At 64.7% G+C, this 14925-nt stretch carries 11 protein-coding genes and 1 pseudogene; 8 read left to right on the plus strand and 4 right to left on the minus strand.

The features are described from left to right. The 4 genes and pseudogenes from ABF821_RS13510 to ABF821_RS13525 form a co-directional block, all read right to left on the minus strand. Window positions 1-733: FAD-binding protein (locus ABF821_RS13510; RefSeq protein WP_415530357.1), on the minus strand; the 733-nt coding region annotated here is incomplete at its 3' end. Continuing rightward, window positions 730-1713 carry a quinolinate synthase NadA gene (nadA, locus tag ABF821_RS13515; protein ID WP_182972367.1) on the minus strand — a complete coding sequence of 328 codons (984 nt, stop codon included), beginning with the start codon at window positions 1711-1713 and terminating at the stop codon, window positions 730-732. The genes nadA and ABF821_RS13510, both read right to left, overlap by 4 nt. A gap of 257 nt (window positions 1714-1970) precedes the next feature. Beyond that, entirely contained in the window at window positions 1971-2858 is an 888-nt protein-coding gene (locus ABF821_RS13520; RefSeq protein ID WP_415530358.1) for an NUDIX hydrolase, read from the minus strand. A gap of 369 nt (window positions 2859-3227) precedes the next feature. Beyond that, window positions 3228-4124 (minus strand): annotated as a pseudogene (locus ABF821_RS13525) (IS701 family transposase); the annotation flags it as partial. Window positions 4125-4239: 115 nt separating this feature from the next. Here ABF821_RS13525 and ABF821_RS13530 point away from each other — a divergent pair. The 8 genes from ABF821_RS13530 (at window position 4240) to ABF821_RS13565 (ending at window position 14861) form a co-directional block, all read left to right on the plus strand. Then, entirely contained in the window at window positions 4240-4389 is a 150-nt protein-coding gene (locus ABF821_RS13530) for a hypothetical protein (protein ID WP_415530359.1), read from the plus strand. 235 nt (window positions 4390-4624) lie between these two features. Next, a complete protein-coding gene (locus ABF821_RS13535; RefSeq protein WP_183008784.1) occupies window positions 4625-5287 on the plus strand; it encodes a helix-turn-helix domain-containing protein in 663 nt (220 codons plus the stop codon). A 108-nt stretch (window positions 5288-5395) separates the two neighbouring features. Continuing rightward, window positions 5396-5872, plus strand: a complete 477-nt coding sequence (locus tag ABF821_RS13540; protein WP_220791621.1) for a GAF domain-containing protein — start codon at window positions 5396-5398, stop codon at window positions 5870-5872. A 24-nt stretch (window positions 5873-5896) separates the two neighbouring features. After that, window positions 5897-7984, plus strand: a complete 2088-nt coding sequence (locus ABF821_RS13545; RefSeq protein WP_415530360.1) for a hydantoinase/oxoprolinase family protein — start codon at window positions 5897-5899, stop codon at window positions 7982-7984. Beyond that, window positions 7981-9648, plus strand: a complete 1668-nt coding sequence (locus tag ABF821_RS13550) for a hydantoinase B/oxoprolinase family protein (protein ID WP_415530361.1) — start codon at window positions 7981-7983, stop codon at window positions 9646-9648. The genes ABF821_RS13545 and ABF821_RS13550 overlap by 4 nt, the downstream gene beginning before the upstream one ends. Window positions 9649-9751: 103 nt before the next feature. Next, window positions 9752-10885 carry a M24 family metallopeptidase gene (locus ABF821_RS13555; RefSeq protein ID WP_415530362.1) on the plus strand — a complete coding sequence of 378 codons (1134 nt, stop codon included), beginning with the start codon at window positions 9752-9754 and terminating at the stop codon, window positions 10883-10885. Further along, window positions 10875-12443: a hydantoinase B/oxoprolinase family protein gene (locus tag ABF821_RS13560; RefSeq protein ID WP_415530363.1), complete on the plus strand. Its 1569-nt coding sequence runs from the start codon at window positions 10875-10877 to the stop codon at window positions 12441-12443. The genes ABF821_RS13555 and ABF821_RS13560 overlap by 11 nt, the downstream gene beginning before the upstream one ends. Window positions 12444-12503: 60 nt before the next feature. Then, window positions 12504-14861, plus strand: coding sequence for a TonB-dependent receptor (locus ABF821_RS13565; RefSeq protein WP_415530364.1), 2358 nt, complete (start codon window positions 12504-12506; stop codon window positions 14859-14861). Window positions 14862-14925 lie beyond the last annotated feature (64 nt).

Consider the following 14925-nt stretch of genomic DNA (forward strand, 5'->3'; position numbering starts at 1 on the left):
CCCGCGGCGCCCCCGCCGGCCCATCGGCCAGCGCCGTGGGATGAAACTGGACGAACTCCATGTCCCGCAACACCGCGCCAGCCCGCGCGGCGCAGGCCAGTCCCAGCCCCTGCCCGCCCACCGGGCTGGTCGTCGCGGGAAACAGCGCGCCCAGCCCGCCGGTGGCTATGACACAGGCACCGGTCGGCAGGGCCAGCATCACCCCACCGCGCACGATCTCCACACCAGCCACCCGCCCGTCACGCACGATCAGCCGCCGCAGGCGCGCGCCCTCCACCACCGTAATGCGCGGCGTGGCCCGCACCCGCGCCACCAGCGCGCGCATGATCTTGGCCCCCGTCCCATCGCCCAGCGCATGGGCAATGCGGGCGCGGGAATGCGCGGCTTCCAGATGCAGGTCAGGCGTCCCGTCGGCGCCCATATCGAACATCACGCCCAGCGAGCGCAGCCCCGCCACCGCATTCGGCCCGGCCCCGACAATCGCCGCGACCGCGTCGGGCACGCACAGCCCGGCCCCCGCCGCCAGCGTGTCCGCCTCATGCAGGGCAACCGAATCATCGGCCCCGATCGCCGCCGCGATCCCGCCCTGGGCCAGCGCGCTGGCGGCGTCCTGCCCCAGCGGCATTGGCGACAGCAGCACGCAGGGCCGGTCCATCAGCAGCGCGGTCGCCAGACCGGCCAGCCCGCCCCCGGCAATGACCGGCTGCCCGGCCAGGGCGGCGAAACCGGTCACGCCGCCAGCATCCGTTCAACCGCACGCCGCCCGCCCGCCACCAGATGCTCGGGGATCGTCACCTCGTGGCTCATGGTCTCCAGCGCGTGGCGGATGGCCCGCAGCGTAATGCGCTTCATGTGCGGGCACAGATTGCACGGCCGGACGAACTCCACGTCAGGATGCGTGGCGGCCAGATTGTCGCTCATGGAACATTCGGTCACCAGCAGCACCTTGCGATGCGCACCGCTGGAGACGAAATCCGACATCGCCGCCGTCGAGCCCGAAAAATCGGCCTCCGCCACCACGGCGGGCGGACATTCCGGATGCGCCAGCACCGCCACGTCGGGATTGTCGGCGCGCCAAGCGCGGATTTCCTGCGGCGTGAAACGCTCATGCACCTCGCAATGACCGCGCCAGGTGATGATCTCCACGCCGGTCTCGCGCTGCACGTTCTGCGCCAGGAACTCGTCGGGGATCATGATCACGCGCGGCACGCCCAGGCTTTCCACAATCCGCCGCGCATTGGCCGAGGTGCAGCAGATATCGCTCTCCGCCTTCACCTCCGCCGTGCTGTTCACATAGGTCACGACCGGCACGCCCGGATGGGCGCGGCGCAGGGCGCGCACGTCCTCGGCCGTGATCGAATCGGCCAGCGAGCACCCGGCCTCCAGCGACGGCATCAGCACCGTGCGGTCGGGGTTCATCAGCTTGGCGGTCTCGGCCATGAAATGCACGCCGGCCATCACGATCACCTCGGCATCCAGCCCCTGCGCATCGCGCGCCAGCGCCAGACTGTCGCCCCGAATGTCGGCAATACAGTGGAAGATTTCGGGCGTCTGGTAATTATGGGCCAGGATCACCGCATTGCGCCGACGCTTCAGCTCCAGGATCGCCGCGATATCGTCAGCGAACAGATCCCATTCCAGACGCGGGACGACACGGGCGACACGATCATAAAGCGCGTCAAGCTGAGACGGAGCGGCAAGGGTTTCGGACATCACGGTCTCCTTCGACCTTTATACTCATGTTGAGCATAATAGGGCTAAATAGCGTCGCATTCGTGCTGTTCAACCCGCCGGCGGCTCACGTCAAGCCACGGCGGCACGCGGCCAGCCTCGCATCACGAAAAAAACGGCCCAGTTCCAGTTCATTGGTTAATGAAAACATATCCGTGAACATCGCCCACACAACCTGTCCGGAAATGCTCGGATGAGCAAGATCGGCCCGCCGCCGGCGCGTCATTGCGGACACGCTTTCACACGGCACGCGCCAGCGGCAGCTTGGACCCCGCGATCCGCCGCGCGCCGATCACCTCGCGCCGGAAGCGGAACAGCCGCGCCGGCCGGCCCCGCGTATCCGGCGCCACCTCGCCCGTTTCCTCGATCAGCCCCTGCTGGGCCACCAGCCGGCGGAAATTCTGCTTGTGCATCGGCTGACCGGCCACGGCCTCCACCGTGCGTTGCAGATGCAGCAGCGTGAAACTGTCGGGCATCAGTTCGTAGATCACCGGCCGATAGCGGATCTTGGCCCGCAGGCGCGCCATCGCGGTGGCCAGCACCCGCCGCTCGTCCCGCGCCATGCCCATGCCGGGCAGCACCGCCTCCCCCGGCGGGGCGGATTCCGGCACCAGCCCGGCCTCCCACAGCAGTTCGTAGCGTTGCAGCACCAGTTCGTCGTCCCAGCCCAACCCTTCCAGCCCGAAGGTCAGCGCCACGCGCTGGCGCCGGGCCTCCTGCCTGGCGGCGGACGGGGCACGACCGGCCCATTCCTCCAGCAGCCCGGCAATGCGCACCACCAGGTCACGCCCTTCGGGCGCGGTCTGGTCCTCCCACGGGAAGTACTCGTACCAGCCGCGCCACCCACGCTCCCCCCGGCGGGTACGGGTCAGCGCCAGGTAGGAAATCATGACCCGCCGCTCGTCAGGCCCGCCATCCACCGGCGCGTCGGCAAAGGTATAAAGCTGTTCGACATGCCCCAGCGCATGGCCGGTCTGGTGTTCAACCCACAGCCGCAGACCGGTCTGAAGCGACCGATGGCCGGCCTCCAGCGGTCCGGACGGCAGCAGTCGGCCACCGTCCAGCGTCAGCACCATCGGCCGGTCATCGCTGACCGCGATCAGCACCGCGATCAGTTCCGGCGGCATGGTGCGTTTCCTTCAGAGGGCATAAGGCCGGGCCATATCATCCTCCCCCCTTCCGGAAAAGACTCCCTTGTCCTGATCGATAAGTTTATATGATTAAGTTGATGGCAGAGGTAATCGAATAGGGCGTGCGGCGTTTGCGATTGAACTGGCGATTGGAGCGTCCGGAACTGGAATCTCTGGCGAGACCGCGCAAGACGGCCTATCACTACAGTTGCGCTTTCTGTTTGCTATGAGAGAGGCAGGCTGCAACCTGATGAGCACGCTGAAAGAACGACCATCGGAGGATATGCCCGATGGAGGCGCGGCTTCGGGTCATCTTCACGGCAAGACGGCGGATTTCCTGGATTGACCAACGGATGAGCGGCCGCGTTAGTCCAACTGGCTTTTTTTGAGCGCCATGGCGTTGGCCTTGGACCGCACAGCGGCCATCATGGCGTAAGCCAGCATGACCAGCGAGACGTGACGGTGCCAACCATGCCAGGATCGGGTCTCGTTGTGATCGAGGCCGAATTCGTTCTTGGCGGTCTCGAAACCCTCTTCAATGCGCCAGCGCGTACCCTCGACGCGCACCAGGGTCTCGAGCGGCGTCCCCTGAGGGCACCAGGTCGTGAAATACGCCAGATCGCCATCGGAGAGATTGCGCCGGACCAGCAGCCCACGGGTCCATGTCCCGGTTGAGGTCTCTGAATATTCGGAGGCTTCGAGATCGGCCATCGGGCAATACAGCCAGTCATACAGCCGCTCGCCCTTGGTGCCGCGTCCGGCGGAACAGCGGACCCAGGCGGCGTCCGGCAGGGTGTCGACAATCTCGCGCGCCTCGCCGGCCCAGCAGACATCCGGCCGCCAGAAATGGAAGTGATGATTGGCATTCACGCCCAGAACATAGCCCCGGCCGGCACGGCGCAAAGCCATTTCCAGTTCCCCGACGCCATAGACGCTGTCGCCGGCCACCCACCGGAACGGCACATCGGCCGCAAGCGCCCGACCGATCATCACCGTGGCCAGAGACGGCTTGCTGGCAAACTGGACATCGTCCGGCACATGGGCCGCCGCCAACCGCTCAGGCTTTTCCGTCCAGGCCTTCGGCAGATACAAAGCCCGTTCGAGAAATGCGTGCCCCTTGGCGGAGACATAAGCCGTGAACACGCCAATCTGGCAATTCGTGATCTTGCCCGCGGACCCGGTATATTGCCGTCCTACCCCGCACGATGCAGTCCCCTTCTTGAGAAAACCGGTCTCGTCGACCACCAGCACCGCGTCGGTATCCCCCTTTACCCTGTATTCTCCGCTCGCATTCGCCATCGCAACATTGATGGTACTCTGGACAGGCTGGCCAACCCTGCGCTGGCTGCTGCCCATGCCGCTCGGGCGCTCAACGATCATGCTGGCCTTGCGCTTCACACGCGATGGGCGCGTCACCCTGCATCGCGACCTGCGCCATGCCGGCTGGATCTTCGTCTATTTCACGGGCCTGTCAGTTCTCGCCACCGTCAGCCCATTCGGTGGCCAACATCTTCTTTCCACCGCATAGACCGACCTGGCAACCATCCTGTTCGCCGTCGCGATCCATGAGTGGGCGGCCGCTGCCACCTCCCCTCACCAGCACGCCAAGAGAGAGAGAGAGAGAGAGAGAGAGAGAGAAAACCATCGCCCGACTTTACCCCACCCTCACGGACGAAATTTCACCCCAGCTAAAATTCTGATTGACAGTTTGAAGGAATACTTCAATCGTATGACGGAACGAACTGGGTATGGTACGATTTGCGATGTCTCAACAGGGTTCACGCACCTCTCGACTAGCGCAGGCGGACGGCCTTGCCCCACTGGGGCAAAGGCTGCGTACCGTCCGCCAGGAGCGTGGCCTGACCCTGAAAGATGTCGCCGGCGCAGCGGGTTTTTCCGTAGGCTTCATCTCGCAGGTGGAACGCGGCATCACCGTCCCGTCCCTGACATCCCTGCTCTCGATCGGCCAGGCTCTGGGCATCGACACCAACGATTTCTTTTCCAACTTCCGGCTGGAAAAGGATGCAGGCGAAGAACGTCACGAACGGTCGCTGGACCCATCGACCCATACAGCGGTTCGATACGAACGCCTGTCCGTTCCCTTCCAGGGAAATATCCTGCGCAGCGTGATCATCCATAAGCCGCCCGGCTTTCGCGACGCACCCGTCAGCCATGAGGGCGAGGAAATCTTCTTCGTGCTGGCCGGGGAAATCACCCTGGAAGTCGCCGGCCACCGCGCGATCCTTCGTACGGGCGATTCAGCGCATTTCCAGTCAACGCACAAGCATTCGGTCTGGAACCATACCATGCAACCCGCCTCCGTCCTGCACACCTGCACGATGGATGTGTTCGCCGAAGATGGGCATGTCACGCCCGTCACCGATGTCGTGGCAATAACCCGCTCCCGAAAACGGAGCGATGCATAGTCATGGCACGCAAGTAACATCGCGACACTTTCCCAAAAAGGGACAGTGCAAAGGCTACATCAATAAACACACCGGCCGGATCATCATCCGACCGGCGAGGGAAAGATCATGTCCGAACAACTGGACGATATCTTCATTCCAGCAATGCAGAACGGGTGCGAACAACCCGCGGGCATGTTTCATGCGCTGCACACGCTCGCGGACCAGACGGTGGGGGTCAAGCTGTTCACCATCACGGCCTATGATCTGGAAAAGGGCGTTTCCGAGCGCCGCTATACCAACATGCCCGATGCCTATCCCGTATCGGGCACCAAGCCGCTCAGCCCCGGAAAATGGTCCACCATCGTCCTTGAACGGCACGAGACGTTCGTGGCCAACACGATTTCGGAAATCGCCGAAGTCTTCAACGACCACGCCCTGATTCATTCGCTCGGCTGCGCCTCGGTCATCAATGTTCCCGTCATCGTCGGCGGGCGGAATATCGGCAGCATCAACTGCCTGCACGAGGCCGGACATTACACGCCCTCGCGCGTTCAGGCGGCGCAGTTTCTCAAGGTTCCAGGCGCAGTCTGCCTCTTGTCATAACAATCTCGGTCAGGAGATCGGATTATGTCACGAAAAACGATCCGCGTAACAACAGATGTCGGCGGAACATTCACAGATCTGGTCTGTTTCGAAACCGATCACGCCACAGGCGAGTCGCATGTCCTGACGGCCAAGTCGGATACGACGCCCCCGAACTTCGAGCAGGGGGTTCTGAACGTCATCGAAAAAGCCGGGATAACGGCCAGAACGATCGATTTTCTCGCCCACGGCACAACGGTGGTCATCAACGCACTGACCGAGCGCAAGGGCGCGAAGGTCGGCCTGATCAGCACCGAGGGCTTTCGAGACATCCTGGAAATCGCCCGAGGAAACCGACCCGATTTCTTCAACCTCAATTACCGCAAGCCGCCGCCGTTCGTGCCCCGCCACCTGCGCGCGGAACTGCCGGGCCGACTGTCCTACAAAGGCGAGGAATCCACGCCCCTCGATATGGCCGCGCTGCCCTCCATCATCGACATGTTTCGTGCCGAAGGCGTGCAGGCCATCGCGGTCTGCTTCCTGCACTCGTACACCAATCCATCGCACGAACAGGCCGTAACAGCCGAAATCCGTCGTCTGTGGCCCGAGGTTTCCGTCGTCGCCTCCCACCAGATCACCCGCGAATGGCGGGAGTATGAACGGACGAACACGACCGTCCTGTCAGCCTATGTCCAACCGGTGGCCGAACGCTACCTGTCGCGCCTGCGCAGCGGCCTGAGCGATCGCGGCTTTGCCGGAAACCTTTTCATCATGCAGTCGAATTGCGGGGTCGATTCCGTCGACTCCACCGCGGCGACCCCGATCACGATGGTCGAATCCGGCCCCGCCTCCGGCTTCTGGGGCGCCGCCGAACTGGGGCGCATGATCGGCGAGCCGAACGTGCTGGCGCTCGATATCGGCGGCACCACGGCCAAATGCTCGCTGATCGAGAATGGCCAGGTCCGGATCATGACCGATTACTGGATCGAACGGGACCGGACCTCCGCCGGCTATCCGATCATGGTGCCGGTCGTCGACCTGGTGGAAATCGGCAACGGTGGCGGGTCCGTCGCCTGGGTCGACGAATTCGCCAAACTCCATGTCGGTCCCAAATCCGCCGGGGCCAGTCCCGGTCCCGCCGCGTACGGACGCGGCGGCACCGACGCGACGACGACCGATGCGAATCTCTGGCTGGGCCGCATCAACCGCGATTATTTCTGCGGCGGGTCGGTGAAGGCCGACATGGAGGCGGCCGAACGCGCACTGGAGGCGCTCGGCGCGAAGATCGGCATCTCCACCACCGACGTGGCGCGCGGCATCATCCGCATTGCCAATAACAACATGACCAATGCGCTGAAGCTGATTTCGCTGAACCGGGGTTTCGACCCGCGCGACTTCACACTGGTCGCCTTCGGCGGCGGCGGCGCGATGCACGCGGTCGCACTGGGCATGGAACTCGGCGTACGCAAGGTCGTCATCCCCGCCAGCGCGTCCGTGTTCTCGGCCTGGGGCATGATGATGTCCGACCTCCGGCACGATTATTTCGTGACACGCCTGATGGACATGGCCGAGGGTGCCGAAAGCGCGATCGCCACCCTGTTCGCCGAAATCGAGGCTGCCGCCACCGAACGCTTCGTCCAGGAAAGCGTGCCGGCCGAGAGCATCCGCTTCATCCGCTACGTCAAACTGCGTTACCAGAACCAGGAACATACAACCGAGGTGCCGATCCCCGCCGGAGACCTCGCCGCCGGACATCTGGCGGACATCCTGACGGCCTTCCACCAGACCTACGAACGCGAATACACCTACCGCCTGGATGCGCCCGTCGAGATGGTCGGCGTGCATCTGGTGGCCTCGGCCGCTGTCGGCAAGCTGAACATGAAGGAAAGGCCCAGCGGCCCGCCCGACGCCGACGGTGCCCTCAAGGGCCGGCGACAGGTGGATTACGCGCAGGACGGCCTGCACGAGGCGGCGATCTATAACGGCGACCGCCTTGCCCCCGGCATGCGTTTCCAGGGCCCCGCCATCGTCGAGGACAGCGGTACCACCATCGTAATCCATCCCGGCAACACGGTATCCGTCGACGGATACGGCAATCTTCATATCCTTCTCGTTTCCGGAGAAGCCGCATGAACGACAGCACGGGCCAGGCCGGCCACGACCCGATCACGCTGGAGATCATCCAGAACTCGCTCCAGGCCGTGGCGGACGAGATGTTCGCCACCATGCGCAAGACGGCGATGAGTTCGATCATCTATGAAGTTCTCGACATGGGAACGGGCATCCTGGACGCATGGGGCCGCATCGCCTCTTCGGGCGCGGGCATCCCCTCGTTCGTGGGCGTGCTGGACAAGGCCGTTCAGGTCCTGCTGGCCAAGTTCCCGCAGGAGACGATCCAGCCGGGCGACGTCTTCATCACGAACGACCCCTATTATGGCGGCGTGACCCACCTGAACGACCTGGTGGTCGCCATGCCGGTCTTCGCGGAAGGGCGCCTCATCGCCTGGACCGCGAACATCGCCCATAATTCCGATGTCGGCGGCATGGCACCCGGCTCCCTTTCGGTCCAGGCAACCGAAATCTTCCAGGAAGGTCTTCGCCTGCCCGCCATCCGCCTGATCGATGCCGGCGAGGCAAACGAGTCGGTCTTCGCGATCCTGCGCTGCAACTCGCGAATGCCCAATTTTCTAGAAGGCGACCTCTGGGCCGCCATCGCCGCCGTGCGGATCGGCGCCCGCCGCCTGACGGAACTGGCGACGAAATACGGCGTCGCGACGTTCGAAACAGCGATGGAAGGGTTCATGACCTTCGGCGAGAAGGTCACGCTCTCCACCCTCGCCTCCCTGCCCCACGGCACCTTCGCACTGGACGAGGAGCAGGATGACGGCCGCGTCTACAACGTGAAGGTCACCATCTCGCCCACCGAATTCGTCGTCGACCTGCGTAACAACCCCGATCAGGATGTCGGACCCACCAATACCAGCCGCGACGGCGCCATGATCTGCGCGCAGATGATGCTCAAGGCGCTGTGCGACCCTCAGTCGCCCGCCAATGACGGCACCTTCCGGCCGATCCGCCTGCTGACGCGCGAAGGCTCGGTCTTCCATGCGCGCGAACCCGCCGCGATCGGCTTTTATTTCGAAACCGAAGTGCGCGTCTTCGATCTCATCTGGCGCTGCCTGGCGCAACACATGCCCGAGCGTCTGGGGGCCGGGCATTTCGCCACGATCGGCGGTACGTTCATCGGCGGCATCCACCCCGATACGGGCCGGCAATACACCATCATCGAACCGCAGATCGGCGGCTGGGGCGGGCGCGAGGGCCATGACGGCAACAGCGCCCTGTTCTCGGGCTTCCACGGCGAAACCTACAATTGTCCCGCCGAGATTTCCGAGGCCCGCAACGGCCTGCATATCGGCCGGATGGCACTGCATACCGGGCCGGGCGGCGAGGGCCAGTGGTGCGGCGGGCGCGGCATCGTCATCGACTACGGCGTGCGCCAGGACAATTCCTTCCTGACGATCGGCTATACGCGCTCGCGCATCATGCCGTGGTCCCTCAAGGATGGGCATGAGGGAACGGGCAACTATGCGCTGATCCTGCGCCGCGACGGCACGCAGGAACGCCATGCCTTCGTCTCCGGCCTGCGCGTGGACAAAGGCGACGTGATCCGCATCGTCACCGGCACCGGTGGCGGCTATGGCAACCCGGCCCTGCGCGACCCCGCCCTGGTGGCACGGGACGTGAAGAACGGCCTGATCACCGCCGAACACGCGCAACGTCTCTACACGACCTGACCACCGCCGGCACGCCGGCACCAGAAACCAACGATCTCCTTTTTCCTGCCAGTGTGAATGGACAGGTCCGGATGGCAGCCGGACGGCCAAAAGGTGGGTGACCATGCAAGATATTACGATAAAGCAACGACTTGCGCGCCTCAGGCATCGCATGACGGATGACGGCGTGGACCTGCTGGTCCTGGGTCCGGGCACCTATGTCGAATGGCTGCTTGGCTTCCATCCCTACCCGGACGAGCGCCTGTCGCTGCTGCTGGTCGGGCGGCAGCAGGCCATGTTCGTCATGCCGGCACTCAACGCAGCGGACACGCAGGCGCGCAGCGATCTTCCCCTCGCCACCTGGACCGATGCGCAGGGACCGGCGCAGGCCCTGCAAACGGCCCTGGCGGCGACCTGCCCGCCCGTCACGCCGCTCCGCGTCGGCCTCGACGAGGCCATGCGCACCGATTTCGCCCTGGCCGTGCTCGACAGGCTGCCTGGTGCCAACGTGGTGATGGCCCGCGATGTCGCCGGCGCGGCGCGGATGCTGAAGGACGAGGAGGAATACAGGCTCCTCAAGGAGAATGCGGCGATCGCCGACCGTGCCATGCTGCACGCCCTGGCAACCATGCGTCCGGGCATCACCGAGGCGGAAGTGGCCGAAGGCATAGCCGGCGCCTTCGCCGCGGAAGGCGCGAAGGTCAAGTTCGCCGTCGTTGCCACCGGCCCGAACGGTGCCCTGCCCCACCACCATACGGGTGCCGCCGTGCTGTCGCCGGGCGATGCCGTCGTCATCGATATCGGCGCTCGCCGCGATGGCTATTGCAGCGACATCACCCGCATGGCCGTGCTGGAACATGAGCCGGGAGGCTACGCGGAGATCCACGCGATCGTGGAGGCCGCCGTGCAGGCGGCGCTGAAGGCCGCGCGCCCCGGCGCCACGGCATCCTCGGTCGACCGTGCCGCGCGCAGGGTGATCGAACAGGCGGGCTACGGGCCGTATTTCGTCCACCGTACCGGCCATGGCCTGGGCATGGAAGGGCACGAGGCCCCCTTCATCACCGAAACATCCGAAACAATTCTCGAAGCCGGCATGGTGTTTTCCATCGAGCCTGGAATCTATCTGCCTGGCCGTTTCGGCATCCGCCTGGAGGAAATCGTCTTCCTGCGCGATGACGGGCCGGAAATCCTCTCCGGCCTGCCTCGCACCCTTTCCGTGATCCCGCCCCACGGCCAGGACCAGACCGATGACCGCTGACACGATCACGCGCACCGTCATCCAGTCCGTCATCGCCTCCGCGGCCGAGGAGATGTTCGCCATCCTGAAGAAGACGGCAATGAGCCCCGTCATCTACGAGGTGCTGGATGTCGGCACCGGCATCACCGATGCCGACGGCAATCTTCTCAGTTCCGGCGCAGGCATTCCCACCTTCGTCGGTGTCCTGGACAAGAGCGTGAAATGGATTCTGTCCGTCCATCCGCGCGACAGCCTGCGCGAAGGCGACATGTTCGTGACGAACGACCCCTATCACGGCGGCGTCACGCATCTGAACGACGTCGTCGTGGCGCTGCCGGTGTTCGCCGACGGGCAGTTGATCGCCTGGACCGCCTCCATCGCCCACTGGAACGATATCGGCGGCCTGGTCATCGGGTCCATGTCGACCGACGCGACCGAGATCTTCCAGGAAGGTCTGCGCCTTCCCGCCGTGCGCCTGTGCGCGGCGGGAAGGCAGTTGGATGCGGTGTTCGACATCATCGCGGCCAACAGCCGCCTGCCCGATTTCGTCCGGGGCGACCTGTGGGCCCAGATCGCCGCGTCCCGCCTGGCCGCGCGCAGACTGGTCGACATGGTCGGCCAGTATGGGCAGGCGGCCTATCGCGACGCCGTCGACCATCTGTTCGCGGAAGGGGAAGCCCGCGTCCGGTCCGGCCTGGCCGCACTTCCCCACGGCACGTTCTCGCTGACCGAAACCCGCGATGACGGCACCCCGTGGTCGGTCACCGTCACGATCACCGCCGAGCGGATGACCGTCGACCTGCGCGATGCACCGGACCAGCGCGCGGCCCCGTACAACACCACGCGCGACGGCGCGGTCATCGCCGCGCAGATGATCCTGAAAGCCCTGGCCGACCCGACGCCCGCCGCCAACGCGGGCTCGTTCCGGCCACTGGAGGTCCTCACGCGCCCCGGCACGATCTTCCACGCGGACGGCACCGCCCCGCATGGCTATTATTTCGAGATCCGGATCGGGCTGTACGACCTGCTGTGGCACTGCATCGCGCAGGCCATGCCCGATCGCCTGCCTGCGGGTCATTTCAGTTCGATCTGCGGCACCGTCGTCGCCGGACTCCACCCGGATACCGGCCGGCGTTTCACAATGGTGGAACCGCAGATGGGAGGATGGGGAGCGACCGCGGAACGGGAAGGCGAAACCGCGCTCTATTCCGCATGCCATGGCGAGACATTCAACTGTCCCGCCGAAATTGTCGAAAGCCGCTACGGCCTCGATGTCCTCTACCGCCGCCTGAACCCGGCCCCGGCATCCACCGGACGGCATCCCGGCGGCCAGGGGCTGTCGATGTGCTACGGCGTCCGGGCAAAAGCCATCCTGTCGGCAGGCTATAGCCGAACGCGCCAGCCCGCATGGGGATCGGCCGGCGGGGGGCCGGGCGGCACGAACCGCCTTGCCATCACACACGCCGACGGCCGCACGGAAAACCACGCCTTCGTGTCCGGCCTGTCGCTCCAGCCCGGCGACAGGATCGAAATCGGCACGGCGAACGGCGGGGCATGGGGAGCCGGCGCGGGCGGCTGACCGCGCCAGGACACAACAACACACCGCGTCACGACATCACGCGGATATCAGGTGGAAATCATGAGAAAGCACATATCGAAAAAGCGGGTCATTCTGGCGTCCGTCTTCTCGCTCGGGCTGATGCCCGCGGGCGTGGAAAACGCATTCGCCGCGGTCGACACCGCCAGCGATCCCCCGACCAAGCGACAGGGGCAGACCGGCAAACAGGCCACCACTCCGACGGCAACGGCAAAGCCTAACGCGACCAACGCCCAGGCCGCCGTGGCGGCACCGGCCCAGCCGGCGGCCCCGCAGTCCGAAGCCATCGTCGTCACCGGCCTGTCGCGCCAGCAGAAACTGCAATCCGCCCCCGTTTCGGCCACCGTCTTCACGGCGACCAACATCAAGGATGCGCATATTCAAGGTGTGAGCGACTTCATCGCCCTGACCCCGAACGTCTCCATCACCCAGGCGCAGCAGGCCGGCGTGTCCTTCATCACCATTCGCGGCATCACCCAGGTCCGCAACGGCCAGAGCCCGGTCGCGGTGATCGTGGACGGCGTGCAGCAGATGGATTCCCGCCAGTTCACGCAGGATCTCTACGATGTCGGCCAGATCGAGGTGCTGCGCGGCCCGCAGGGCGACCTGTGGGGGCGCAACGCCATCGGCGGCGCCATCGTCATCAATACGCGCCAGCCGACGAACACGTTCTACGCCCATGCCGACGCCCAGTTCGGCAATGGCGCCGATTACCGGGGCAAGATTTCCTTCGCCGGCCCGATCGTGAAAGACCGCCTGTTCTACGATGTCAATTTCAGCGAACATTCCTTCGGCGGCCTGCTGGAAAACGTCTACCTCAACAAGACCGTCGACCGCTCCAACGAATATACCGGCCGTGGCCACATCAAGGCCGTCATCACCGACGACCTGACCGCCGACTTCCGCGTCGGTTTCGACGAAACACAGGGCGGCGCCAACAACTATCACTACCAATCCGCAAAATACGACCCGAGCCGCCCCTGCTTCCTGGACCCGACGGACCCGTTCGGCGGCCCCGCGCCGGATGCGAACAGGGTCAGCCGCACCTTCTGCGCGAACAACCGGGGCGACAACCAGCGCGACATCCGCAATGCGTCGTTCCGCCTGGTCTATACGCAGCCCTTCGCGACCTTCTCCAACACGCTGGGCTGGGTGAAGATCAACGAATATATCGGCACGGACCAGTTCCCCTACACCGCAACGCGCGGTTCGGGCTATGACGGCACGCAGACCCAGTGGGCCCAGAATACCTCGTGGGAAGACGAATTCCGCGTCACGTCACGCTCCGATCGCCGTTTCCGCTGGATGGGCGGCGGCTATTTCCTCGACACGCGCGACTATCTGGCCTCCACCACCGGGGCGGACACCGGCAAAGGCATCGCCCGTATCAGCACCTCGCCGCTTTATGGATACGCGCCCAACCAGACGCTGACCTATTTCGGCAACTCGGACCACAACCAGGACTTCGCGCTGTTCGGCCATCTGTCCTATGATATCCTCAAGAACCTGACAGCGGAATTCGGCTACCGGTACGATTGGAATTCTCTGAACCAGTACGTGAATCCTGAAAGCAGCGGCGGCGTGCCCGCCGGCTGCACCATGTCGGGCGGGTCCTGCCGGCGCACGCGCTGGTTCAAGCAGGGGCAGCCCAAGGGCACGCTGACCTATCACGTCAACCCGAACCTGACCTTCTTCGTCGATTACGGCATCGGTTTCCGCAGCGGGCAGTTCAACCAGAACGGCACGGCGGAAGCCGCGCACCTGCCGGGCGTCTACAATACCGTAAAGCCCGAGGTGGCGAACACGGTCGAAGCCGGCTTCAAGAGCCAGTGGTTCCATAATCGCCTGACTCTGAACGGCTCCTTCTTCGACACGCGCGACCGCAACTCGTTCTACTTCCTGTTCGTCGGCTCGGTCGGCGCGCAGATCCTCGTCAACATCAACAAGATCCACCTGACGGGCGGCGAACTGGAGGCGAAATACGCCATCCTTCCCGGCCTGGATGTGTTCGCCAACGGCGGCTACACCCACAGCTCGATCACCAAATACACGTTCGACCGGGCCGACCAGGGCAACTGGGCACCCTATATTCCCGAATTCACCGCCAATATCGGCGTGCAGTATCACCATGCCTTCAACCGCTGGCTCGGCTTCTTCGGCCGCTTCGATGTCGAGGCCAAGGGCAAGCAGTATTGGGACCCGGAAAACGCGACACCGCGCAACGCCTTCAATCTCTATAACCTGCAGGTCGGCGTCGAAAGCCCCAACCGGAAATGGTCCGCCACTTTCTACGTCAACAACCTGACCGACACCCGCTACAACGCCGAGTACGTCTCCGGCGGCTTCGCCCAGCCGGCCGAGCCCCGCATGCTGGGGGGCGAGATCCAGTACACCTACTGATCGTCCACGGGGAGGCCGGGGGGCGCCCCCCCCCGCGCCCCCCCGGGGGTGGCGGTGTGGGCGG

The sequence above is a fragment of the Gluconacetobacter sp. genome, from assembly GCF_047721585.1.
Taxonomy (GTDB): domain Bacteria; phylum Pseudomonadota; class Alphaproteobacteria; order Acetobacterales; family Acetobacteraceae; genus Gluconacetobacter; species Gluconacetobacter dulcium.